Consider the following 21,445-nt stretch of genomic DNA (forward strand, 5'->3'; position numbering starts at 1 on the left):
CTTTGGCGCCTCACCGCGCGGTCGGGCGCAGCGGCAGGGCGGTTTCGTATTTGATTTCCTTCAGGGCGAAGTTGGAGCGGATGCGGACCTGAAAGGGCAGATGAAAGACGAACTCCTCCAAAAAGCGGTTGTAATCGGCGATTTCGCCGACGGCGACGCGCAGCAAATAATCGGCGTCGCCCGACACCGCGTAGCATTCCAACACTTCGGCCCGCTTGCGCACCGCCTCGATGAAGATGGCGGCGGTTTCGGCGGAATGGCGTTCCAGCGTGACATGGGCGAAGACGCACTCGCCGACCGACGCGGCTTTCGGATCGACCAGAGCGGTGTAACGGCGGATGACTCCAGTGTCCTCCAACGAGCGCAGGCGACGCCAGCAGGACGACGCCGACAGGGCCACGCGGTCGGCCAGCTCCTGCACCGTCAGGCGGGAATCCTCCTGCAAGGCGTTGAGGATTTTGACGTCGATCTCCGAAAGGGCGGATGCCATCGGGTGAATTTTCCGTGTCTGGCGGATTGATCGGAAAATCCTACCAAAGATCCCGGATTCCGGCGAGTGGATTGACAGCTCTTTTCACCAACAATCCGGCATGCTGAGGACATGACGCGCCGCCCCTTCGCGGCGGCCCAGCAACCGACATCCCGGAGACGCGACCATGGCCGATTTGTGGGAAAACCCGATGCAGACCGACGGGTTCGAGTTCATTGAATTCACCGCGCCGGACACCCAGGCGTTGGGCCGCCTGTTTGAACAGATGGGCTTCACCGCCATCGCCCGCCATCGGTCGAAAAACGTCATCCTGTACCGCCAGGGCGACGTCAATTTCATCATCAACGCCGAACAGACCGGCTTTCCGCGCAACTTCGCCGCGCTGCACGGCCCCAGCATCTGCGCCATCGCCCTTCGCGTCGGCGACGCGGCGGCGGCCTACCGCCGGGCGGTCGATCTGGGGGCGTGGGGCATCGAGACGCGCGCCGGGGCGATGGAGTTGAACATCCCGGCGATCAAGGGCATCGGCGATTCGTTGATCTATCTGGTGGACCGTTATGGCGCGCGCGGCGACATCTACGAGGTTGATTTCGTGCCGTTCCCCGGAGTCGATCAACGCCCGGTCGGGGCCGGTCTGACCTACATCGACCATCTCACCCACAACGTCCACACCGGGCGGATGGAGGAGTGGGGCGATTTCTACACCCGCCTGTTCGGCTTCCGCGAGGTTCGTTACTTCGACATCGAAGGCAAGCTGACCGGCTTGCGGTCGAAGGCGATGACCAGCCCTTGCGGCAAGATCCGCATTCCGATCAATGAATCCTCCGACAACAAATCGCAGATCGTCGAGTATCTGCGCGATTACAACGGCGAGGGCATCCAGCATGTCGCGCTGGGCACGGAGGACATCATCCACACGGTGGAGTTCCTGCGCGGCTTCGGCACGCCGTTCCAGGACACGCTGGACGCCTATTACGATCAAGTGGACGCGCGGGTTCCCGGCCATGGCCAGGATTTGGAGCGGCTGCGCCAGAACCGCATCCTGATCGACGGCGCGCCGACGCAGGGCCAGGGCCTGCTGTTGCAGATCTTCACCCAGACCGTCATCGGCCCGATCTTCTTCGAGTTCATCCAGCGCAAGGGCAACGAGGGCTTTGGCGAGGGCAACTTCAAGGCCCTGTTCGAATCCATCGAACTCGACCAGATCCGCCGGGGCGTTCTGAAGGACGAGGCGGCCTGATTCGTTTGTAGGATCGCGCTTGTTTCGCGCGCCTGTCCCCCTCCCTAACCCTCCCCCGCTTCGCGGGAGAGGGAACTCCGCCGCACGCCGACAAGGGGCCAGGCTCCCTCTCCCGCAACGCGGGGGAGGGCCGGGGAGGGGGCAAGCCATCGCCAGAGCTTTGCAAGTCTGGGTTCCGTCAGTTTCTCAATCCGCCAACGTCAGGCCCATGTCCCAGAAGTCGGCCTCCAGGCGGCTGGCTTGTTGGAAGATGGTCAGCAGGCGGGGGTAGCGCGACGCGGTCAGGCTGTCGGCGGCGAGCCGGTCCAGGTTTTGCCGTGCGGCGGTCGCCACCGCCTGATAGGCGTCGCTGGAATATTCCGCGATCCACACCCGGTAGGGGTTGCTCGCCGCCTGCGCGTCCGCGCGGGCGGCGAGCGTTTTTCCGATTTCTGCGTAGCCGATGACGCAGGGGGCCAGCGCGACGTGCAGGTCGAGCAGATCGCCCCGCAGCCCGGTTTCCAGCACATACCGGGTGTAGGCCATGGTCGCCTTGGCTTCCGGCGCGCGCTCCAACTCCTCCGGCGCGACGCCCCAACCGGCGCACAGCCCGACATGGAGATCCATCTCCACGTCCAGGATCGCCTTCAACCCGGTCAGCGCCGCCCGCATCTCGGCCAGATTGCGGCCCTTGTAGATGGCCAGGGCGTAGGCGCGGGCGAAATGGGTCAGGAACAGGTAATCCTGCACCAGATAATGACGAAAGGCCGCCTCGGGCAGGCTGCCGTCGCCCATGCCGCGCACAAAGGGGTGATCGACGTAGCGCGCCCACTCCGCCGCCCCGTCGCGCGCCAAACGGTCGAACAGATCCGGGCTGTGGTCGGCGTGGGGGCTGGTCGGCATCGGTCGCGTTCCTTGGCGGCGGTCATTCTTGCGGACCACACTGTACCCAGCCGCCGCGCTCTGTCAGCCGATTAGTTTGACGGCCATCAAAGCAAGTTTCCGTGAATCCCTATTCTTCCCGACGGTCCCGCCGGTTAGTGAGGATTGACGCCGTTCCAAGCCACGCGCCAAAGCGCAAGCATCGTACAAAAATGGCCGTCGAACGGGCGTCATGGGAGCATTCACGGGGAGTTTCACGATGGAAAAGAACAGCAGCCTTGGCGGTTTGCGGGTCAGCCGCCGCAGCGTTCTGGCGGGCGGCGCGGCGGTCGCCGGGTTGATGGCGGCGCCCAGCGTGTTGCGCGCGGCGGAAACGCTGAAGGTCGGCGTCTATGGCGGCTATTTCAAAGACAGCTTTGACAAGCACATCTTCCCGGACTTCACCAAGGCGACCGGCATCGCCGTGGAATCGGTCGCCGAGCCGACCGGCGACGCGTGGCTCGTCCAGTTGGAGCAGGCCGCCCGCGCCAACCAGGCCCCCGCCGACGTGTCGATGATCGCCCAGGTCGGCATGTTGAAGGGCATCAACGCCAAGCTGTGGACGGCGCTGGATCTCGCCAAGCTGCCCAACGCGGCGGCGGTGCTGCCGCATCTGCTCAACAAATACCCCGACGGCAAGGTGGCGGGCGTCGGCGCGGTGTCGTGGTACATCACGCTGGTCTCCAACACCAAGGCGATCCCCGAGGCTCCGACCTCCTGGGCGGCGCTGTGGGACGAGAAGCGCAAGGACCAGCTTGGCCTGATGGCGCTGGTGTCGAACTCCTTCCTGCTGGAAGTGACGGCGGCGACCTTCTTTGGCGGCACCAAGCATCTGGACACCGAAGCCGGGCAGCTCGACTGCTTCAAAAAGCTGAGCGAACTGCGCAAGAACGTGAAGCTGTGGTATCGCGACGAGGCGCAGTTCGAGGCCGCGTTGAAGGCGGGCGAGGTGCCGATGGGCGAATATTACCACGACGTCACCGGGCTGGCGGTGGCCGACGGCCATCCGGTGCGCTCGACCTTCCCGAAAGAGGGTGGAATCACCGATTCCGGAAGCTGGGCGGTCAGCCGCGCGTCGAAGAAGTCCGAACAGGCGCATGTCTTCATCAACTACATGTGCCAGCCGTCAATCCAGGCGTTGCTGTCGCGCAAGGTCGGCACCGCGCCCACCATCGACCGCAAGAAAACCGATCTGACCGACGCCGAGTTCGCCGGGGTGTCCAGCGACATCGCGCCGATCATCCCGCGCTATGATTTGTATCTGAGCAAGGCCGACTGGCTGAACCAGAAATGGACGGAATTGATCGTCGGGTAAGGGGGGGCCTGTTTCTCCCTCTCCCTCTGGGAGAGGGAAGGGGCCCGCGACGCGGGAAGGGTGAGGGGTTCGTCCAGGATCGGACCATCGGGATTCTCGGAACCCCCTCACCCGGCCCTGCGGGCCACCCTCTCCCGAGGCGGGAGAGGGAAACAATCCGACGTCACCACGCCATTTCGGGAATGCCCCATGTCCGGTCTCGCCCTCGACGGTCTCGTCAAGCGTTACGGTTCCTTCACCGCCTTGCAGCGCACCGATCTGACCATTCCGCATGGTCAGTTCGTCTGCCTGCTCGGCCCGTCTGGTTGCGGCAAGACCACGCTGTTGCGCATGGTCGCCGGGCTGGACAGCCCGACCGAGGGGCGCATCCGTCTCGACGGAACCGACATCACCCACAAACCGGCTCACCAGCGCAATTTTGGCATGGTGTTCCAATCGCTGGCGCTGTTTCCCCATCTGACGGTGGGCGAGAACATCGCCTACCCCCTGCGCATCCGGGGCGTGTCCAAGGCCGACCAGGGGCGCGAGGTGGAACGGTTGCTGGCGCTGGTCCGGCTGCCCGGCGTCGCCGACCGCGCCGTGTCGCAATTGTCGGGCGGCCAGCGCCAGCGCATCGCCATAGCCCGCGCGCTGGCCCTGTCGCCCAAACTGTTCCTGCTCGACGAGCCGCTCTCGGCGCTGGACGCCAAGCTGCGCGAGGCGATGCAGATCGAATTGAAGCTGCTGCAAGAGCGGCTGGGCATCACCACCATCGTCGTCACCCACGACCAGCGCGAGGCGATGACCATGGCCGATCTGGTCGTGGTGATGTCGCAGGGCCGCGTCCGTCAGGCGGCCTCGCCCATCGAGGTCTACCGCCGCCCCGCCGACAGCTTCGTCGCCGATTTCATCGGCATGACCAACCTGCTGCGCGGCCATGTCTCCGGCGGGGCGCTGGCGGTGGAGGGCGGGGCGCTGGCGTTGCCCGGCCTGCCGCCAAGCGGCGAGGCGACGATTTCCGTCCGGCCCGAGGAGCTGCGCGTCCACCGCGACGCCGCCGGGCCGAACCGGCTGCCCGGCACCGTCTCCTTCGTCCGCGATCTCGGCTCGCACGTCGAGTTGCGGATCGACGTGGCCGGGCGCGAGATGATCGCCGTCGCCACCCCGCAGGACCGACCGGACGTCGAGCCGGGCCAGTTGGTCGGGGTGGAACTGCCGCCCGCCTCCTGCGTGGTGCTGGAATCATGATGCGGCAACCGCCCCGGCGGGCCGCCGATTACGGCCCCATCGCCTTTCCCGCCGTGATGCTGCTGCTGTTCTTCGCCGTGCCGTTCGGGCTGATGATCGCGGTGTCCTTCTTTCAGCGGATCGAGGGCGGTTTTTACGAACCGGCCTTCGTCTGGTCGAACTACGCGCGTTTTCTGTCGGTCTTTTTCGGACGGGTGCTCAGCTTTTCCATGATGCTGGCGGCGGGCGTCGCCGTTGTGTCGGTGGCGCTGGCCTTTCCCTTCACCTATCTGTTGACCCGGCTGCGGCGGCGGACCCAAGTGCTGTGGCTGGTCTTTCTGCTGTCGGTGCTGTCGCTGTCGGAGGTCATCATCGGCTTCGCCTGGGCGACGCTGCTGTCGGCCAACGCCGGGATCAGCAATCTGCTGGTGATGGTCGGGCTGCTGGACGCCCCAACCTCGCTGTCGCCCAGCCTGGGGGCGGTGTTGACCGGCATCGTTTACCAAGCCTTTCCCTACACGGTGCTGGTGCTGTATCCGGCGCTCTCCCGGCTTGACCCGACCTTGACGGAGGCGGCGCGCACCTTGGGGGCCTCCCCGCTCAACAGCTTTTTCACCGTGGTGGTTCCGGCCCTGCGCAACACCATCGTCGCCACCCTCATCATGGTCTTCGTCTTCGCGCTGGGCTGCTATCTGCTGCCGCAATTGCTGGGCCGTCCGCAGCATTGGACGCTGTCGGTGCTCATCACCGATCAGGCGCTGTTTCAGGCGAACATGCCCTTCGCCGCCGCGATGGCGGTGTTTCTGGTGCTGGTCAGCCTGGGGCTGGTCGGTCTGTCGCTGCTGGTCGGCAAGAAGGAGAACGCGGCATGAGCGTCTTTCTCAACCGTCTGTTCCTGTCCGCCGTCGCCCTGTTTCTGGCGCTGCCGCTGGTCGTGGTGGCCGGGGTCTCGGTCAATGGCAAAAAGGCGCTGACCTTCCCGCCGCAAGGCTTCTCGCTCGGCTGGTACGCCGAGATCTTCACCGATCATGGTTGGCGCGACGCGCTGGAGGCCAGCCTGCTGGTGGCCAGCCTGTCGGCGGCGCTGGCGGTGCTGGTCGCCTTTCCGCTGGCCTGGTTCCTGTGGCGCTTCCACGCGCCGTGGGCCAAGGTGATCCACGCGCTGGGGCTGATGCCGTTTGTCCTGCCGCCGGTCATCACCGCGCTTGGCTTTCTGGGCTTCTGGACCTCGACCGGCTTTTACGGGGAGGCGTGGACGGTGGTGGTCAGCCACGGCATTTTCTTCGTCACCCTGCCGCTGGTGACGGTGACGCTGGGCTTTTCCGCCATCGACCCGACATTGGTCGAAGCGGCGGCGACCATGGGGGCGGACGACCGCACCGTGCTGCGCACCGTGGTGATCCCGCTGATCCGTCCCTACGTGATCTCCGGCTTCGCCTTCGCCTTCGTGCTGTCGCTCAACGAATACATCATTACCTACATGACCGTCGGCTTCACGATGGAAACGCTGCCGGTCAAGATCTTCAACGCGCTGCGTTACGGCTACACCCCGACCATGGCGGCCATCGCCGTGCTGTTCGTCGCCGTCGCCGCGCTGGTCTTCGGCCTGATCGCCCGCTTTGGCGACCTTCCCAAACTGCTTGGCGCGTGGTCCGCCGATGATCGCTGACCAGCGATCATCAAACCAGGGTCGCTGACCAGCGAATCCCGAACCACGACTGCTGATCCGAAAGGTTCTCATTCCATGATCGACGCCGCCAAACTGCAACGCCTGCGCGACCGTTACGCCAACGCGTCGGGCGGGGACATTTTCGATCCTGAATTCGCCCGCGTCGCCGCGCTGCAATTCACCGATGGCGACAAGCGGTCGCTGCCCTACGCGGGCGCGCCGACCCTGCTGGACGCGCCCTATCGCCCCGACGCGGCGGATTTCGTCGATTTCGCTGGCCTCGACATCGCCTTGATCGGCGCGCCGATGGATTTGGGCGTCACCAACCGGGCGGGCGCCCGGCTTGGCCCGCGCGCGGTCCGCGCGGTGGAGCGCATCGGCCCCTACGAACACGCCCTGCGCATGGTTCCGGCGGCGGATTGCAAATTGGCCGACATCGGCGACGTGCCGTTCACCAGCCGCTTCAGCCTGGACCAGTGCCACGCCGACCTGTTCGCCTTCTACAGCCGGATCAAGGACGCGGGCGTCATCCCGCTGACCGTTGGCGGCGATCATTCGATCACCGCGTCGATCCTGCGCGCCATCGGGCGCGACCAGCCGGTTGGGCTGGTCCACATCGACGCCCATTGCGACACCAGCGGCGATTACGAAGGGGCGAAGTTCCATCATGGCGGCCCGTTCCGTCAGGCGGTGCTGGACGGCGTGCTCGACCCCGAACGCACGGTGCAGATCGGCATTCGCGGCAACGCCGAATATCTGTGGGAATTCTCCTACGACAGCGGCATGACGGTGATCCACGCCGAGGACGTCCAGAAAAAGGGCATCGAGGCCGCCATTGAAACGGCCCGCCGCGTGGTCGGCGGCGGCCCGGTCTATGTCAGCTTCGACGTGGACGGGCTGGACCCGGCCTTCGCGCCCGGCACCGGCACGCCGGAAATCGGCGGGCTGACGACGCGCGAGGCGCTGGAACTTCTGCGCGGCCTGATTGGTCTGGACGTGATCGGCGGCGACGTGATGGAGGTCGCCCCGCAATATGACGCGACCAGCAACACCGCCCAGGCGGGCGCGCAAATGCTGTTTGAGATCCTGTGCCTGTCGGTCGACGCGCTGAAGCGGCGGCGCGCGTCATGAGCGGCGGCGGCTTGACGGTTGGGGAACTGCTGCCCCGTCTGTTGGAAGCCTACGGCGTGGACACCGTGTTCGGCATTCCCGGCGTCCACAATGTGGAGCTGTATCGCGGCCTGCCCGCGACCGGCATCCGCCATGTGACGCCCCGGCACGAGCAGGGGGCGGGCTTCATGGCCGACGGCTACGCCCGCGTCACCGGCAAGCCGGGGGTCTGCTTCACCATCACCGGGCCGGGGTTGACCAACATTCTGACGGCGATGGGCCAAGCCTACGCTGACAGCGTGCCGATGCTGGTGATCTCCAGCGTCAACCGCACGGAGCATCTCGGCGCGGGGCAGGGGCGGTTGCACGAGTTGCCGAGTCAGCGCGCCATGGCGGCGGGCGTGGCGGCCTTCAGCCAAACCATCCTGCATCCCGTCCAGTTGGCCGAGGCGCTGGCCCGCGCCTTCGCCCTGTTCGCCAGCGCCCGGCCCCGCCCGGTTCATCTGGAAATCCCGGTGGACGTCATCGCCCAACTGGCGGGGGATCTTGCGGCGGACGGTCTTTTGGGCGCGGCGTGGCCGCTGCCGGGGCGTCCGGCCCCCGATCCGGCGGCGGTGGCCCGCGCGGCGGCGCTGCTGCGCGCGGCGCGGTCGCCCCTGATGGTGCTGGGCGGCGGCGCGGTCGAGGCTGGCGACGTCGCCATGGCGCTGGCCGAGCGGCTGGGCCTGCCGGTCATCAACACGATCAACGCGAAGGGTTTGATTCCGCGCGGCCATCCGCTGGCGGCGGGCGAGAACATGGCGGCGGAGCCGTTGCGTCACGCCTTGCGCGACGCCGACGTCGTGCTGGCGGTCGGAACCGAGTTCGGCGAGACGGAGCATTATCCCGGCCCGACGCCGCTGGCGATCAACGGCGCGCTGATCCGCATCGACCTGGATCCCGAGCAACTGGTGCGCCAGTTCCGCGCCGCCGTGCCGATGGTGGCGGACGCCCGGCTGGCGCTGTCGGCGTTGCTGGCGGCGGTGGAGAGCGGCGGCGCGTCGGATGGCGCGGGCCGGGCGGCGGAGTTGCGCGTGCGGATGGACGCCCAACAACCGGCCTGGATCGCGCCGCACCGTCGGTTGATGGACGCCATCGACGCGGCCTTGCCGGGGGCGATCATCGTCGGCGATTCGACGCAGCCGGTCTACGCCGCCAACCTGTTTTTCCGGCCCGAGGCGGCGCGCTCCTTCTTCAACGCCAGCACGGGGTATGGGACGCTGGGCTACGGCCTGCCCGCCGCCATCGGCGCGAAGATCGCCGCCCCCGCCCGCCCGGTGGTGGCGTTGGTCGGCGACGGCGGGGCGCTGTTCACCCTGACCGAACTGGCCGCAGCGGTGGAAGCCCGCGCGCCGGTGGTCGTGATCCTGTGGAACAACGGCGGTTACGGCGAAATCCGGGGCTACATGATGGATCGCGGAATCGAACCGATCGGCGTCGATCTGGTGGTCCCGAATTTCGTGACGCTGGCCCAGGGCTTCGGCTGCGCCGGTCGCCGGGTGACGGGCGCGACCGACCTCCGCGCCGCGCTGCGCGAGGCGGCGGGGCGGGACGTGCCGACGGTGCTGGAAATCGACGAACGCGCAGGTTTTGGGGAGTGAGGGTGTTGACACCGATGAACACAGATGAACACAGATGAAATAAGACAGATTCTCAAAACGATTTCTGGATGTCACTTTCTGGATGGGGGAAATGCATCCCCGTTCATCTGTGTCCATCTGTGTTCATCGGTGTCAAAAAATCAAAACCGTCACTCACCCCGCGCCATCCAAAGGACAACCACCCCATGCGTGACCAACTGTTCATCAACGGGCGCTGGACCGCTGGGACCGGCGGGACGTTGCCGGTTTGCGATCCGGCCACCGGCCAGATCATTCACCAAGTCGCGGCGGGCGGGCCGGAGGATGTCGAGGCGGCGGTGAGCGCGGCGGCGGCGGCCTTTCCTTCCTGGTCGCGGACCAGCGGGGCGGCGCGCGCCGCTTTCCTCGACGCCATCGCCGAGGGGCTGCGCGCGAAGGCGGAGGAGCTGGCCCGCCTGTCGTCCCGGATCAACGGAAAACCGCTGGCCGAGGCGCGGGTCGATCTGGCCGATTCCGCCACGACCTTCGCCTATTACGCCGGGTTGGCCCGCAAGCTTGACGACCAGCGGAACGCCCCGGTCGAGTTGGCCGATCCCGGTTTCGACGCGGTTCTGCGGCGGGAGCCTGTGGGGGTGGCGGCGCTCATCACGCCGTGGAACTTCCCCCTCGTCACCTCGGCCTGGAAGGTCGCCCCGGCGCTGGCCGCCGGTTGCGCGGTGGTGCTGAAACCGTCGGAGATCACGGCGCCGCTGGATCTGGAGCTTGGGGCCTTGGCGCAAGAGGCCGGGTTGCCGCCCGGCGTGCTCAACATCCTGCCCGGCACGGGGGATTCGGTGGGGACGCCGCTGTGCGCGCACCCGAAGATCGCGAAAATCTCCTTCACCGGATCGAACGCGGTGGGCGAACGGGTGATGGCCGCCGCCGCGCGCGGGACGAAACGGGTGTCGCTGGAGTTGGGCGGCAAATCGGCGATTGTGGTGTTCGCCGACGCCGACCTTGACCACGCGGCGGAGCTGGCGGCGTCGGGAATCTTCACCAACGCCGGGCAAATGTGTTCAGCCACCGGGCGGTTGCTGGTCGAGGCCAGCGTGATGCAACCCCTGTTGGATCGTCTGACCGCCTTGGCGCGGGGCCTGCGGCTGGGGCCGGGGCTGGAGCCGGAGACGACCATGGGGCCGCTGACCACGCGGGCGCAGCGCGACAAGGTGTTGGCGGCGATCCGCCAAGGTCTGGCGGACGGGGCGACAATCGTGACTGGCGGCGGCGTTCCGGCGGACCGGGCGGAGGGTTGGTTCGTCGAGCCGACGATCCTCACCGGCGCGCCGCTCGACAGCGCCCTGTGGCGGGAGGAGATTTTCGGCCCGGTGCTCTGCGTCCAACCCTTCGCGGACGAGGAGGAGGCGGTGCGGTTGGCCAACGACAGCGATTTCGGTCTGGTCGCCACCGTCGTCACCGGCGACGACGCGCGGGCCGAGCGGGTGGCGGCGGCGTTGGAGGTCGGCGTCGTCTGGATCGACTGCCCGCAAATGGTCTTCGTCGAAGCGTCCTGGGGCGGCTGGCGGCGCAGCGGAGTCGGGCGGGAGCTTGGCCCCTGGGGGCTGGCGGCCTTCCAGGAGATCAAGCACGTCGTCCGCCCGCGCCGCGTTTGACGGCGCGGCTTAGACCCGGCGGGCGAGCGCCAGCAGGCCGCCGGCCCCGATCATCAGCCCGCCGGTCAGGCGGTTGAGCGCGCGCGCCGCCGTGACGTTGGTCAGGCGCGCGGCCAGCCGGTCGCCGCCGATGGCGTAGGCCATGATCCAACCGAACTCGCTGACCATCATGACGGCGATCAGCGCCACCAGTTGCGGGGCCAGCGGGGCGGCGGCGTCGATGAATTGCGGGAACAGCGCCGCCATGAAGACCAGCGCCTTGGGGTTGCTGAAGGCGACCAGCAGGCCGCGCAGGAACAGCCGGGCGGCGGACCCCTCGCCAACGCCCGACGCGGCGGCGTCGCTGTCGCGCGGCCCGGCCTCCGTCACCGGCGCGCGCCACGCGGCGATCCCCAGCCAGGTCAGATAGGCCACGCCCGCCCAGCGCACCGCCTCGAAAGCGACGACGGAGGTGGAGAGCAGGGCGCCCAAGCCAAAGGCCGACAGGGTGGCCATCACCGCCAGGGCGACGCACATGCCGAACCCGCCCCAGGCGGCGCGGCGCGCGCCAAAGCGCAGGCCAAGGCTCATCGCCAGCAGCATGTTGGGGCCGGGGGTCGCCGAAATGAAAAAAGCGGTGGCGAAGAAGAAGGCGAGGGTCTGCCAAGTCATGGCGGCGGCTCCGAAGGGGGCGGGCGGTCACAGGGGCGCAAGCGTAGGCGCGCTGGATCAGGGGACCACGAACAATCGCCGCCGACAACCGGCGTCAAACGAAGCGCAGCCATGCCGTTCGCGGCGCGTCAACCCGGTGTGCAATCGTCCGACCGCAGGCGGGTTGCCTGCGCCCACCAGCCCGGTTCCGCCGCCCGGATGCGGGCGGCGGCGCTTTCGGCCTCCGTCGCTGTGGCGTAGAGCGCGAAGCAGGTGGCGCCGCTGCCCGACAGGCGGGCCAGCAGACAGCCGTCGCTGTGCTCCAGCGCGCTCAGCACATCGGCGATCACCGGGGCGACGGTCAGGGCGGGGGCGGTCAAATCATTGCCGCGCGCGCGCAGCAGATCGGCCAGCGTGGCGGCGTCGTTTGGCGTTTGCGAAAAGCGGGCGGGTTGGGAGAAGGGGGCCGCGCCGCGCGCCTTGAACACCGCCGGGGTCGGCACGGGCACGTTTGGGTTGACCAGCACCACATGGGTTTCGGGCAGGGGCGGCGCGGCGGCCAGTTGGTCGCCGACGCCGCCGAAATAGCGGCTGCGGCCAACGACGCAGACCGGGATGTCGGCCCCCAGTCCGGCGGCGACCTCGAACAACACCGGGGCGTCGGCGGGCAGCCCCCACAGCCGGGCCAACGCCCGCAGGCAGGCCGCCGCGTCAGCGGACCCGCCGCCGATGCCCGAGGCGACCGGCAAGTTTTTGGTCAGCGCGATCCGCCCCTCCGCCCGCCGACCCAGCGTGTCGGCCAGCCGCCGGGCGGCGCGAATCACCAGATTGTCGGCGGGATCCTCCCCGACCAAGGACGCCGCGAAGGGGCCGGTGATCGTCAGCGTGAGTTCCCCCGCCTGCGGTTCCAGCGTCAGCGCGTCGCCCAACTCGGTGAAGGCGGCGAGGCTGTCCAACATGTGGAAGCCGTCGGGGCGCTTGCCGGTGACGTGCAGATACAGGTTCAGCTTGGCCGGGGCGGCTTCGAGGATGGGGGCGGTGTCGGTCATGTCTTCAAGCCGGACGGACGGGGGATTCGCCCCTGTGTCGCACCGACGCGCGGCGGCGGCAAGCTTTCAGGCCAGCGCCATCAGCTCCTTGACCAGCGTTTCACCCAGCGGCCAGGGACCGAAGCCCGAGGCGACGTTGATGTGGCCGACCGCGCCCGCGTTGATGAAGTCCGCCCCCACAGCACGGCGAAGGCGCAAGCCCGTTCGGTGGCGCAATAGGGATCGTCGTCGCTGCCGACCACCATGGTGGTGAAGGGCAACGGATCGGTCGGCACGGGGGCGAAGCCGTGAACGGCGGGCGGCGTGCGCTCGGGCGATTCGACGTCGGACGGACCGACCAGCAGCGCGCCCGCAATTTTGTCCACCGTGCCGCTGCGCTGGCCGACCGCCGCCCAATGGGCGACCATCATGCAAGCGGAGCTGTGGGCGACCAGAACCACCCGCCCCGGCGTCGCCGCGATGACGGATTCAAGCCGGGCCACCCAGTCCGCCGGGACCGGATGGTCCCACTCGTCCTGGTCCACCCGGTGCGCGCCGGGAATGCGGTTTTGCAACCAGCTTTGCCAATGCTCGGTTCCAGAATTTCCCAAGCCCGGAAGAATCAAAACGGTCGGCTGCGTCATTCTTTCAACTCAGAAACGTCACGGATCGCGTATAGTATCGTCCTAAGACCGTGGGGCAACCGCAAGATTGCGGGGGCGTTCGGATCGCTCGGCCGATCAATCGCCAAGCGGATCATTCAGGGGGGATAAGAGTCTTGGAGATCAGCGCCACCATCGCTCAGGACATTTGCGATCACGTTGGCCGTGAGCTTGACGTCGTTGTTTCCTTCATGGGCAAGGGTGGGGCCATCATCGCCTCGACCGCCCGCGAACGGGTCGGCTCCACCCACGCCATCGCCGCCGAGATCATGGCCCGCCGCATCGACGAGCGCGCGGTCAGCAAGGACGAGGCCGCCAAATCGGGCGGCAGCATGCGCGAAGGCTACAACATCGCCATCGACATGGAAGGGGAGCGCATCGGCTCGCTCGGCGTCGCCGGTCCCGCCGATCAGGCCCGTCGCTACGCCCGCGTCGCCCGCCATTGGGTGCTGTCGATGCTGCGCGCCGATGGGGCCGAGGCGCAGCGGGGCAAGATCCTGCGCGAGATGAGCGACCGTCTGGAGCGTGAGGTCGGCAGTCTGGCCAGCGAAATGGCCGAGGCTGGGCGCAAACTGGACGCCGCCGTCGGCACCGTCCGCAAGGCGGGCGGCGACTGCCTGCGCCAGACCGCCGACGCCGCCAACGCCGCCCGCGCGGTTGACGGGTCGGTCAGCGCCATCGCCGGGGTGCTCGACCGTCTGTCCTCCACCTCCATGCAGATTTCCGGCGACACCAGCAAGGCGCGCGAAATCAGCCAGGCCGCCGCCGTGGACAGCGACCGCGCCACCACGGTGATGACCTCGCTGCGCGCCGCCGCCGAACAGATCGCCAGCGTGGTGAAGCTCATCAACGCCATCGCCAGCCAAACCAACCTGCTGGCGCTGAACGCCACCATCGAAGCCGCCCGCGCGGGCGAGGCCGGGCGCGGTTTCGCCGTGGTCGCCAACGAGGTGAAGGCGCTGTCCCGCCAGACCGCCGACGCCACCAAGCAGATCGCCGATCAGGTGTCGAACCTGCAAAAGGAAACGGCGGCGGTGGACGAGGCGCTGGGCCGCATCCATTCGACCATCGGCTCGATCCAGACCATCAACGGCACGGTGGCCGCCGCCATCGACGAGCAGGCGATGCTGACCGCCGAGGTGTCGCGCACGCTCGACCGCTCGCGTCAGGACGCGATGGCCGCCGAACAGCGGATCGTCGGGGCGGAGCAGACCTTGGGCACGGTCAACAAGACGTTGGAGGATCTGGGCGGCCTCAGCCAGAACATCACGTCGCGGGCCAACGGCCTGGGCGGTCGGGTTGGCGACGTGCTGCGTCAGGTGCGCGGGTAAGACGGCGCCGCGTCGTCATCGGTTGCTTGGCGGGCGGCGGGGGCCGCCCCGCCGGGCATCGGCACGATCAGGCGTCGTTTCGTCGGTTGTTGCGCCACCCGGCGCGACGACACCCCGGCGAAGATCTGTTTGGACGCCTCGATCATCGTCACCCCGGCGAAGGCCTTGCACCAGCGCCCGCCGACCTCTTCCCAAGCGGGCGCGGTCTTCAGCAGAAAGCGGGAGCGCAGGGGCGGCATGAACAGGGCGTGGCCGGTGCGTTCGGGCACGAACATGGTGTCGCGCAACACCTGCTTGAGCTGCGAGGCCGAATAGGGAAAGCCGTGGCCGAACGGCGTCCAATCGGCCCGCGCCCACAGGCCGCGCCGGTTCGGCACGACGGTCAACACCCGCCCGCCCCCGGCCAGAACCCGCCAGATTTCCCGCATCATCGGGCGAAGCTGTTCGGTCCCTTCCAGCCCATGGACCAGCAAAACCCGGTCGATGGTGTTGTCGCCAAAGGGCAAATCCGCCTCGTCGCCCAAGGCCACCATGCCCGGCCCCTCTGGCGGCCAGAAGGTGACGCCCTGGGTGGCGGGCATCACCGAGACGACCCGGTCGGCCTCGCCGATGAAGGGGCGGAGGTATGGCGTGGCGTAGCCGATCCCCAGCACGATCTGGCCGCGCAGGTCGGGCCAGATGCAGCGGATGCGGCGGCGGATCATCCGGCGGGCCATCTGGCCCAGCGCGGACTCGTAGAACTCCCGCAGATCGACGATATCGGTGTACATGGTGCTCCAAGCGTAGCACGGTTTCGCAACGCAACAGCAGGGAGTTCGCAGTCGTGGACGTCGTTCTCGTTCCGGCCTTCGCCGACAATTACCTCTATGTGCTGCGCGATCCCGCCACCGGCAAGGTCGGGCTGGTCGATCCCGGCGACGCCGCGCCGGTGATCGCCGAACTGGAGCGGCGCGGCTGGACGCCAAGCCACATCTTCCTGACCCACCATCACAACGACCACATCGGCGGGGTGGCGGCGCTGGTCGCGCGCTATGGCGCCGGGGGCGGACTCACCGTGGTCGGGGCCGGGCATGACGCCCATCGGCTGCCGCCGCTCGATCAAAAGCTGGCGGATGGCGACCGTGTGGAGTTCGGCGCCCTGTCCGCCGAGGTGATCGCCGTGCCGGGCCACACGCTGGGCCACATCGCCTATTGGTTCGCCGGGGCCGAGGCGCTGTTTTGCGGCGACACTCTGTTCGCGCTGGGCTGCGGGCGGCTGTTTGAAGGGACGCCGGGGCAGATGTGGGCGTCGTTGCGGCGGTTGCGGGCGCTGCCGGACGCGACTCGGGTCTATTGCGCCCATGAATACACCCTGTCGAACGCCCGTTTCGCCGTGACGGTGGACCCGGACAACCACGCGCTGAGCGACCGCGCCGCCGCCGTCGCCGCCCTGCGGGCGCGTGGCGAGCCGACCATTCCGACCAGCGTCGGGCTTGAGAAGCAAACCAACCCGTTTCTGCGCGCCGACGATTCCGGGGTTGCGGCGGCGGTCGGTTTGGCCGGAGAATCGGCGGAGCGGGTCTTCGCCGAGCTGCGCGGACGCAAGGACCATTTCTAACCCCCTGTTTGCCGGAAGGACGCCGGGTCGATGATGAATTTGCGTTGGAGCGCCACCTCCCCCTATGTGCGCAAGGTGATGATGGTCGCCATCGAACGCGGGGTGGCGGAGTCGATCACCCGCCAGCCGACCGACCCCTGGTCGGCGGACACCGATCTTCCCCAGGGCAACCCGCTGGGCAAGGTTCCCGCCCTGACGCTGGAGGATGGAACCACCCTGTTCGACAGCCCGGTGATCGCCGAATATCTGGATTCGCTCGGCGCGGGTCCGTCCGTGTTCCCGGCGGCTGGGCCGGAGCGCTGGGCGGCCTTGCGGCTTCAGGCCATCGCCGACGGAATGTGCGACGCGGCCATTCTGCGCCGTTTGGAAAACGCCCGGCCCGAGGGCGAAAAATCCGCCGCGTGGATGGAGCGCCAGCGCGTCGCCGTGTCGCGCGCCCTGGATCTGTTGGAGGCCGAGGCGGCGAGCCTGGGCGACGGCGTGACCATCGGCACGCTGGCCGTCCTGGCGACGCTGGGCTATCTGGATTTCCGCTTCGCCCATGAACCGTGGCGCGAGGGCCGCCCGGCCCTGACCGCGTGGTTCGCGCGCATGGCCGACCGCGACAGCTTCCGCCGCACCGCCCCGCCCGTCGGCTGACCCAGGCCCGTCAACGCCGCAGCTTTGCATTTCCCCTTTGGACGCACCCGCCATGCCGCCCGTGATTCGTCAACTCACCGCCCCGCACGCCGTCCTGTTGGAGGAGCCGCGTGCGGGCGTGCCGCAAACCAGCGAGATGATTCGCGGCGAGGTCTTTCACGTTCTGGAGGAACGCGACGGCTGGCTTCAGGTGGAAAACGGCTTTGACGGGCATGTCGGCTGGCTGCCGCCCGGCACGCCGCAGGCCGACCCGGTGTTGCCCACCCATCGGGTTCGCGCCTTGCGGGCCGATTTGCACCCGGCCCCCACCCACAAGGCCCCGCCGGTCGGCACGCTGAGTTTCGGCTCGCTGGTTCGGCTCGACGGGCGGGCGGAGAATGGTTGGGTCGGGGTGGGCGATGGGCTGTGGCTGTTCGGCAAAGGGCTGGAACCGGCGGACGCGCCGCCCGCCCGCGACCATGTCGCCACCGCCCTGCGCTTTCTGGAAACCCCCTATGTCTGGGGCGGGCGCAGCGCCTTCGGCATCGACTGCTCCGGTCTGGTGCTGACCGCCATGGCGGCGGCGGGGGTGGTGTCGCACCACAGCAGCGGGATTCAGCGCAAGGACGACCGGCTGGGGGCCTGGATCTCCGGCGATGGCCGCGACGTCGCCTTCGCCTATGGCGACATCGTGTTTTTCCCCGGCCATGTCGGGTTGATGCTGGACGAGGCGCATCTGCTGCACGCCACCGTCTTCACCATGTCGGTGGTGGTGGAGCCGCTGGCCGACGTGGTCGCCCGCGCCGAAACCATCAACGGGGTTCGGCGTCCGGGTTGAACGGGGAGGGGGTAAGGTTGCGTTTGCCCCCTCCCCAGCCCTCCCCCGCGTTGCGGGAGAGGGAGTCTTGATCCTTGTCGGCGTATAGCGGAGTTCCCTCTCCCGCTGGCAAGCGGGGGAGGGTTAGGGAGGGGGCAAACGCGACCTTCCCCCTCACCCCCGACCGACCCGGCGGCCGCGCCGGGTGGTGTCGCTGTCGTTGATGACGGCGTCCTGGTGCATCTCGCGCAGGGTGACGGCGCCGTTCTTCCGCTCCAGGATCAGTTTGCGGGTGTGGTGGGCGGCCAACCCGCCATGGTTGCTGATGGTGAGCACGGTGGCGTGCGGGAATTTCCGGCTGAGCATGGCGAGCAACTCCTCCTCGCTGTCGATGTCCAGCGAATCGGTGGCGTCTTCCAGGAAAATCCAGTCGGGGCGGCGGATCAGCAGGCGGGCGAAGCTCAAGCGCTGGCGTTCCGGCACCGACAGGCTTTCGTCCCACTCCTCCATCCGGTCGAGCTGGTCGGCCAGATGGGGCAGGCCGACGTCGCGCAGAGCCTCGCGCGCCACGTCGTCGTCGGCGGGGTTGGCGGTTCCCGGATAGGCCAGCACGGCGCGCAGCGTCTCGTGCGGCAGATAGGGCCGTTCGGGGATGAAAAACACGCGGGTGTGGCTGGGCAACATGATGTGGCCGCTGCCCCAGGGCCATGCCCCGGCCACCGCGCGGAACAGGCGCACCGTCGCCGCCGCGTCGCCGACGATCAGCACCCGGTCGCCCTGGTGGATCTCCAGATCGAAGCGGTGGACCAAAGGCTTGCCGTTGGGGTCGTGGATGCTGACCCCGTCGCAGATCAGATTGTGATGCTCTTCGGAACGGTCCACCGTGATGTGGTTTTCCGCGACGCCGCAGACGTCGCGGTCCAGCCGCTCCAACGCCTCATGCAGATTCAGCACGCGTTCGACCGAGGCGCGCCATTCGGCGGCGCGGGCCAGATTGTCGATGGGCCAGGACAGCGCCCCGACGGTCTGCTGGAACGCCTGCGAGGTCTGCATCAGCACGCCCAGCGAAATGGTTCCGGCGATGTAGCGCGGGGCGGCGACCAGAATGGGGAAGGCCGCCGACAGCACCGAATAGGTGGCGCTGAACAGCATCATGTTGCCCAACGCGCGGGTCTGCCCGTGCCAGCCCGCCGCCACCTCGGCGAACAGGCCGGTCAGGCTTTTCCGTTCGGCGGTTTCGCCATGCAGCAGGGCGATCGCCTGCCCGTTTTCGCGCACCCGCGCCAGACCGAAACGGAAATCCGCCTCGAAATGCTGGCGCTGGTTGACGGCGCGGACCAGCGGTTGCCCGACCAGCAGCGCGATGGTGGTGCCCATGGCGGCGTAAAGCAGGGCGATGAACAGCAGATGGCCGGGAATCGTCAGCTCGGTGTCCAGCAGCGTGACGCTGATGCGGCCCGACAACATCCACAGGATGTTGGTGAAGCTGATGAGCAGCATCGCGCAATAGGTCAGGGAATGGCCAAGATCAATGGCCATCTCCGCCGTGATCCGCACATCCTCGGCGATGCGCCCATCGGGGTTGTCGTGGTCGCCGGGCAGAAAGGCGATCTGGTGGTGCCGCCCCCGCCGCAGCCAATCCTCCAACAGCTTGCTGGTCAGCCATTGCCGCCAGCCCAGTTGCAGCCGCCGTTTGACCAGCAGATGCAGCATGGCGTTGACGATGTTGTAGCCGATGATGACGACCACCGCGCCGATCATCGTGTAAAAACGCTCCATGGACCGCTGTTCCAGCGCGTCGAAGAGCTGCTCGCTCCAGATGTTGATGAGCACCGGGACGACGACCTGACCGACGGTCAGCACGATCAACGTCACCGTCAGCAGCCACACCGTGACGCGCCGCTCGCCGGTCCAATAGCCGCCGGCGAAATCAACGAAGCGGCGGGTGAAGCTGCGGGCGCTGCGCCCGGCGTCGTTGGTCGGGGCGCCGGGCGGGGTGGTCATGCTGTCCATGTCGGGGTCCGGGCTGTGTCTGCGATCCTCCGTATGACAAACGAATAGGACGGCGCTGGTCGAAAGTACAGGGTGGCGGCAAGCAAAACGTCACAGGCTCCCGCTTTTCGCCACCGCGCTGAGGAAGCGGTAGCTGTCCTTGGGGGTGCGGGTTTGCGTGTCGTAATCGACGCGGACAACGCCAAAACGCTTGGCCAAGCCATAGGCCCATTCGAAATTGTCGAGCAGGCTCCAGCACAGATAGCCTTTCACGTCGCAACCCTCGGCCACGGCCTGGGCGACCGATTCCAGATGCTCTCGGAAATACAGCACCCGCTCGGCATCGTGGATCTGCCCGTCTTCGGACAGCACATCGTCATAGGCGCAGCCGTTTTCGGCGATGAAGACGGCGGGGTTTCCGTAGTCGGTCCGCAATTCGCTGAGCAGATCATACAGCCCCTCAGGCTGGACCGGCCACGCCATGCCGGTCCAACGGCGGCATTGCGCCTCCCCCCACCAGACGTCGAAGGGGTGGCCCTCCTCATGCTTCATCGTCATGCGGGAGTAGTAGTTGATGCCCAGCAGGTCGATGGGGTAGCGGATCGCCTCCAGGTCGCCGGGCTGGACGAAGCTGTCCATCTTCTCGGCCAGCAGCGCTGGGATTTCGCCGCGCAGCACGCCGTCCAGCGTCACCCGGTTCCACACCGCGTCCCAACGGGCGGCGGCGGCGACGTCCTCCGGCTTGGCGCTGTCGGGAACGCTGGGTTGCAGGTTCAAGACGGTGCCGAGCGTCAGGCCGGAATGCTCCGCCGCGATGGCGCGCAGGGCGGCGCCCTGGGCCAGATTCTGGTGATGCAGCGCCCGCAGGATGCCCTGTTCGCCCAGCTTGTGGCCCGGCGCGTGCTCGCCCACGCCATAGCCGAAGATGGCGACGACGTTCGGCTCGTTCAGCATCATCCATTCCTTGACCCGGTCGGCCAAGCGGGCGGCGACGATTCGGGCGTAGTCGGCGAATGGCCCGATGATGTCGCGCCCCTGCCAACCGCCGCCCTGCGGCCCGGCGGCGTCCTCCAACGGCTGCGGCAGGTCCCAATGATAGAGGCAGGCCATCGGGGTGATCCCGGCCTCCAGCAGCCCATCGACCAGCCGGTCGTAGAAATCCAGCCCGCGAGTCTCCACCGCCCCGGTTCCCGTTGGCAGCACGCGCGGCCAAGCGATGGAAAAGCGGTAGCTGTCGAAGCCCGCCGCCTTCAGCAGGGCGATGTCCTCGGGAAAGCGGTGGTAATGGTCGCAGGCGGTGGCGGCGTTGGTGCCGTCCTGGATGCGGCCTTGGGCGGCGAAGCGGTCCCACACGCAAGACCCGCGCCCATCCACGTCCAGCGCCCCTTCGATCTGGTAGGACGAGGTCGAGGCGCCCCAACGGAATCCGGGCGGAAAGGTGAATGACGTCATGGCGTTGTCCTCCCACGGACGGTTTTGTCTTTGCGACCAGCATGCCCCAAGCCGGGCGGCGGCGCCATAGGTGGCGCGCGCCGTGCGACGTGGTGGCGCAGGGCGAAAGGTCGCGCCCAG

At 67.8% G+C, this 21,445-nt stretch carries 19 protein-coding genes and 1 pseudogene; 12 read left to right on the top strand and 8 right to left on the bottom strand.

What is annotated here, in order from left to right:
- Positions 1-10: 10 nt before the first annotated feature.
- On the bottom strand, positions 11-490 hold the full coding sequence (locus D3877_RS20500) for an Lrp/AsnC family transcriptional regulator (protein ID WP_119832660.1): 480 nt from the start codon (positions 488-490) through the stop codon (positions 11-13).
- A gap of 166 nt (positions 491-656) precedes the next feature.
- Between D3877_RS20500 and hppD the strand changes: the two genes are divergently transcribed.
- Entirely contained in the window at positions 657-1,730 is a 1,074-nt protein-coding gene (gene hppD, locus D3877_RS20505) for a 4-hydroxyphenylpyruvate dioxygenase (RefSeq protein WP_119832661.1), read from the top strand.
- A 186-nt stretch (positions 1,731-1,916) separates the two neighbouring features.
- Here the strand turns inward: hppD and tenA are convergent, their stop codons facing one another.
- Positions 1,917-2,612 (bottom strand): thiaminase II, encoded by a 696-nt coding sequence (gene tenA / locus D3877_RS20510; protein WP_119832662.1) that lies wholly within the window; start codon positions 2,610-2,612, stop codon positions 1,917-1,919.
- Positions 2,613-2,850: 238 nt separating this feature from the next.
- Here tenA and D3877_RS20515 point away from each other — a divergent pair, with 238 nt between their 5' ends.
- The 7 genes from D3877_RS20515 (at position 2,851) to D3877_RS20545 (ending at position 11,198) form a co-directional block, all read left to right on the top strand.
- Complete coding sequence (locus D3877_RS20515; protein ID WP_119832663.1) at positions 2,851-3,945, top strand: ABC transporter substrate-binding protein; 1,095 nt, start codon at positions 2,851-2,853, stop codon at positions 3,943-3,945.
- Positions 3,946-4,134: 189 nt separating this feature from the next.
- A complete protein-coding gene (locus D3877_RS20520) occupies positions 4,135-5,172 on the top strand; it encodes an ABC transporter ATP-binding protein (protein WP_119832664.1) in 1,038 nt (345 codons plus the stop codon).
- Positions 5,169-6,023 (top strand): ABC transporter permease, encoded by an 855-nt coding sequence (locus tag D3877_RS20525; RefSeq protein ID WP_119832665.1) that lies wholly within the window; start codon positions 5,169-5,171, stop codon positions 6,021-6,023. Before D3877_RS20520 ends, D3877_RS20525 begins: the two co-directional genes overlap by 4 nt.
- Positions 6,020-6,820 (top strand): ABC transporter permease, encoded by an 801-nt coding sequence (locus D3877_RS20530; RefSeq protein ID WP_119832666.1) that lies wholly within the window; start codon positions 6,020-6,022, stop codon positions 6,818-6,820. The genes D3877_RS20525 and D3877_RS20530 overlap by 4 nt, the downstream gene beginning before the upstream one ends.
- A 75-nt stretch (positions 6,821-6,895) precedes the next feature.
- Positions 6,896-7,951, top strand: a complete 1,056-nt coding sequence (gene speB, locus D3877_RS20535; RefSeq protein ID WP_119832667.1) for an agmatinase — start codon at positions 6,896-6,898, stop codon at positions 7,949-7,951.
- Positions 7,948-9,570 (top strand): 5-guanidino-2-oxopentanoate decarboxylase, encoded by a 1,623-nt coding sequence (locus D3877_RS20540; protein WP_119832668.1) that lies wholly within the window; start codon positions 7,948-7,950, stop codon positions 9,568-9,570. The genes speB and D3877_RS20540 overlap by 4 nt, the downstream gene beginning before the upstream one ends.
- A gap of 185 nt (positions 9,571-9,755) precedes the next feature.
- On the top strand, positions 9,756-11,198 hold the full coding sequence (locus D3877_RS20545; protein WP_119832669.1) for an aldehyde dehydrogenase family protein: 1,443 nt from the start codon (positions 9,756-9,758) through the stop codon (positions 11,196-11,198).
- Between the two features lie 9 nt (positions 11,199-11,207).
- Here D3877_RS20545 and D3877_RS20550 read toward each other — a convergent pair whose 3' ends face one another.
- From D3877_RS20550 to D3877_RS20560, 3 genes and pseudogenes are all read right to left on the bottom strand, one after another.
- Complete coding sequence (locus tag D3877_RS20550) at positions 11,208-11,849, bottom strand: LysE family translocator (RefSeq protein ID WP_119832670.1); 642 nt, start codon at positions 11,847-11,849, stop codon at positions 11,208-11,210.
- Between the two features lie 128 nt (positions 11,850-11,977).
- Entirely contained in the window at positions 11,978-12,877 is a 900-nt protein-coding gene (locus tag D3877_RS20555) for a 4-(cytidine 5'-diphospho)-2-C-methyl-D-erythritol kinase (protein WP_119832671.1), read from the bottom strand.
- A 66-nt stretch (positions 12,878-12,943) separates the two neighbouring features.
- Positions 12,944-13,500, bottom strand: a pseudogene (locus D3877_RS20560) (RBBP9/YdeN family alpha/beta hydrolase).
- 134 nt (positions 13,501-13,634) lie between these two features.
- Between D3877_RS20560 and D3877_RS20565 the strand changes: the two are divergent.
- Complete coding sequence (locus D3877_RS20565; protein ID WP_119832672.1) at positions 13,635-14,849, top strand: methyl-accepting chemotaxis protein; 1,215 nt, start codon at positions 13,635-13,637, stop codon at positions 14,847-14,849.
- Here the strand turns inward: D3877_RS20565 and D3877_RS20570 are convergent.
- A complete protein-coding gene (locus tag D3877_RS20570) occupies positions 14,834-15,619 on the bottom strand; it encodes a class I SAM-dependent methyltransferase (protein ID WP_119832673.1) in 786 nt (261 codons plus the stop codon). The genes D3877_RS20565 and D3877_RS20570 overlap by 16 nt on opposite strands.
- A 53-nt stretch (positions 15,620-15,672) precedes the next feature.
- Here D3877_RS20570 and gloB point away from each other — a divergent pair, with 53 nt between their 5' ends.
- From gloB to D3877_RS20585, 3 genes are read left to right on the top strand one after another with little or no spacing between them, the layout of a single operon-like run.
- Positions 15,673-16,446 (top strand): hydroxyacylglutathione hydrolase, encoded by a 774-nt coding sequence (gloB, locus tag D3877_RS20575; RefSeq protein ID WP_119832674.1) that lies wholly within the window; start codon positions 15,673-15,675, stop codon positions 16,444-16,446.
- Positions 16,447-16,476: 30 nt separating this feature from the next.
- The gene (locus D3877_RS20580) at positions 16,477-17,085 is read left to right on the top strand and encodes a glutathione S-transferase C-terminal domain-containing protein (protein WP_238475002.1); all 609 of its coding nucleotides are present in this window, start codon (positions 16,477-16,479) and stop codon (positions 17,083-17,085) included.
- 52 nt (positions 17,086-17,137) lie between these two features.
- Positions 17,138-17,902, top strand: a complete 765-nt coding sequence (locus tag D3877_RS20585) for a C40 family peptidase (protein ID WP_119832675.1) — start codon at positions 17,138-17,140, stop codon at positions 17,900-17,902.
- Between the two features lie 153 nt (positions 17,903-18,055).
- Here D3877_RS20585 and D3877_RS20590 read toward each other — a convergent pair whose 3' ends face one another.
- Positions 18,056-19,894 (bottom strand): ABC transporter ATP-binding protein/permease, encoded by a 1,839-nt coding sequence (locus D3877_RS20590; RefSeq protein WP_119832676.1) that lies wholly within the window; start codon positions 19,892-19,894, stop codon positions 18,056-18,058.
- Between the two features lie 90 nt (positions 19,895-19,984).
- Positions 19,985-21,325: a GH1 family beta-glucosidase gene (locus D3877_RS20595; protein ID WP_119832677.1), complete on the bottom strand. Its 1,341-nt coding sequence runs from the start codon at positions 21,323-21,325 to the stop codon at positions 19,985-19,987.
- Between the last annotated feature and the right edge of the window lie 120 nt (positions 21,326-21,445).

Source organism: Azospirillum cavernae (assembly GCF_003590795.1).
Taxonomy (GTDB): domain Bacteria; phylum Pseudomonadota; class Alphaproteobacteria; order Azospirillales; family Azospirillaceae; genus Azospirillum; species Azospirillum cavernae.

What these genes read in the sequence shown, in the direction of transcription:
- D3877_RS20500 (WP_119832660.1), bottom strand. Translation starts at nt 490, where the DNA reads ATGGCATCCGCCCTTTCGGAGATCGACGTCAAAATCCTCAACGCCTTG.
- hppD (WP_119832661.1), top strand. Translation starts at nt 657, where the DNA reads ATGGCCGATTTGTGGGAAAACCCGATGCAGACCGACGGGTTCGAGTTC.
- tenA (WP_119832662.1), bottom strand. Translation starts at nt 2,612, where the DNA reads ATGCCGACCAGCCCCCACGCCGACCACAGCCCGGATCTGTTCGACCGT.
- D3877_RS20515 (WP_119832663.1), top strand. Translation starts at nt 2,851, where the DNA reads ATGGAAAAGAACAGCAGCCTTGGCGGTTTGCGGGTCAGCCGCCGCAGC.
- D3877_RS20520 (WP_119832664.1), top strand. Translation starts at nt 4,135, where the DNA reads ATGTCCGGTCTCGCCCTCGACGGTCTCGTCAAGCGTTACGGTTCCTTC.
- D3877_RS20525 (WP_119832665.1), top strand. Translation starts at nt 5,169, where the DNA reads ATGATGCGGCAACCGCCCCGGCGGGCCGCCGATTACGGCCCCATCGCC.
- D3877_RS20530 (WP_119832666.1), top strand. Translation starts at nt 6,020, where the DNA reads ATGAGCGTCTTTCTCAACCGTCTGTTCCTGTCCGCCGTCGCCCTGTTT.
- speB (WP_119832667.1), top strand. Translation starts at nt 6,896, where the DNA reads ATGATCGACGCCGCCAAACTGCAACGCCTGCGCGACCGTTACGCCAAC.
- D3877_RS20540 (WP_119832668.1), top strand. Translation starts at nt 7,948, where the DNA reads ATGAGCGGCGGCGGCTTGACGGTTGGGGAACTGCTGCCCCGTCTGTTG.
- D3877_RS20545 (WP_119832669.1), top strand. Translation starts at nt 9,756, where the DNA reads ATGCGTGACCAACTGTTCATCAACGGGCGCTGGACCGCTGGGACCGGC.
- D3877_RS20550 (WP_119832670.1), bottom strand. Translation starts at nt 11,849, where the DNA reads ATGACTTGGCAGACCCTCGCCTTCTTCTTCGCCACCGCTTTTTTCATT.
- D3877_RS20555 (WP_119832671.1), bottom strand. Translation starts at nt 12,877, where the DNA reads ATGACCGACACCGCCCCCATCCTCGAAGCCGCCCCGGCCAAGCTGAAC.
- D3877_RS20570 (WP_119832673.1), bottom strand. Translation starts at nt 15,619, where the DNA reads ATGTACACCGATATCGTCGATCTGCGGGAGTTCTACGAGTCCGCGCTG.
- D3877_RS20580 (WP_238475002.1), top strand. Translation starts at nt 16,477, where the DNA reads ATGATGAATTTGCGTTGGAGCGCCACCTCCCCCTATGTGCGCAAGGTG.
- D3877_RS20585 (WP_119832675.1), top strand. Translation starts at nt 17,138, where the DNA reads ATGCCGCCCGTGATTCGTCAACTCACCGCCCCGCACGCCGTCCTGTTG.
- D3877_RS20590 (WP_119832676.1), bottom strand. Translation starts at nt 19,894, where the DNA reads ATGGACAGCATGACCACCCCGCCCGGCGCCCCGACCAACGACGCCGGG.
- D3877_RS20595 (WP_119832677.1), bottom strand. Translation starts at nt 21,325, where the DNA reads ATGACGTCATTCACCTTTCCGCCCGGATTCCGTTGGGGCGCCTCGACC.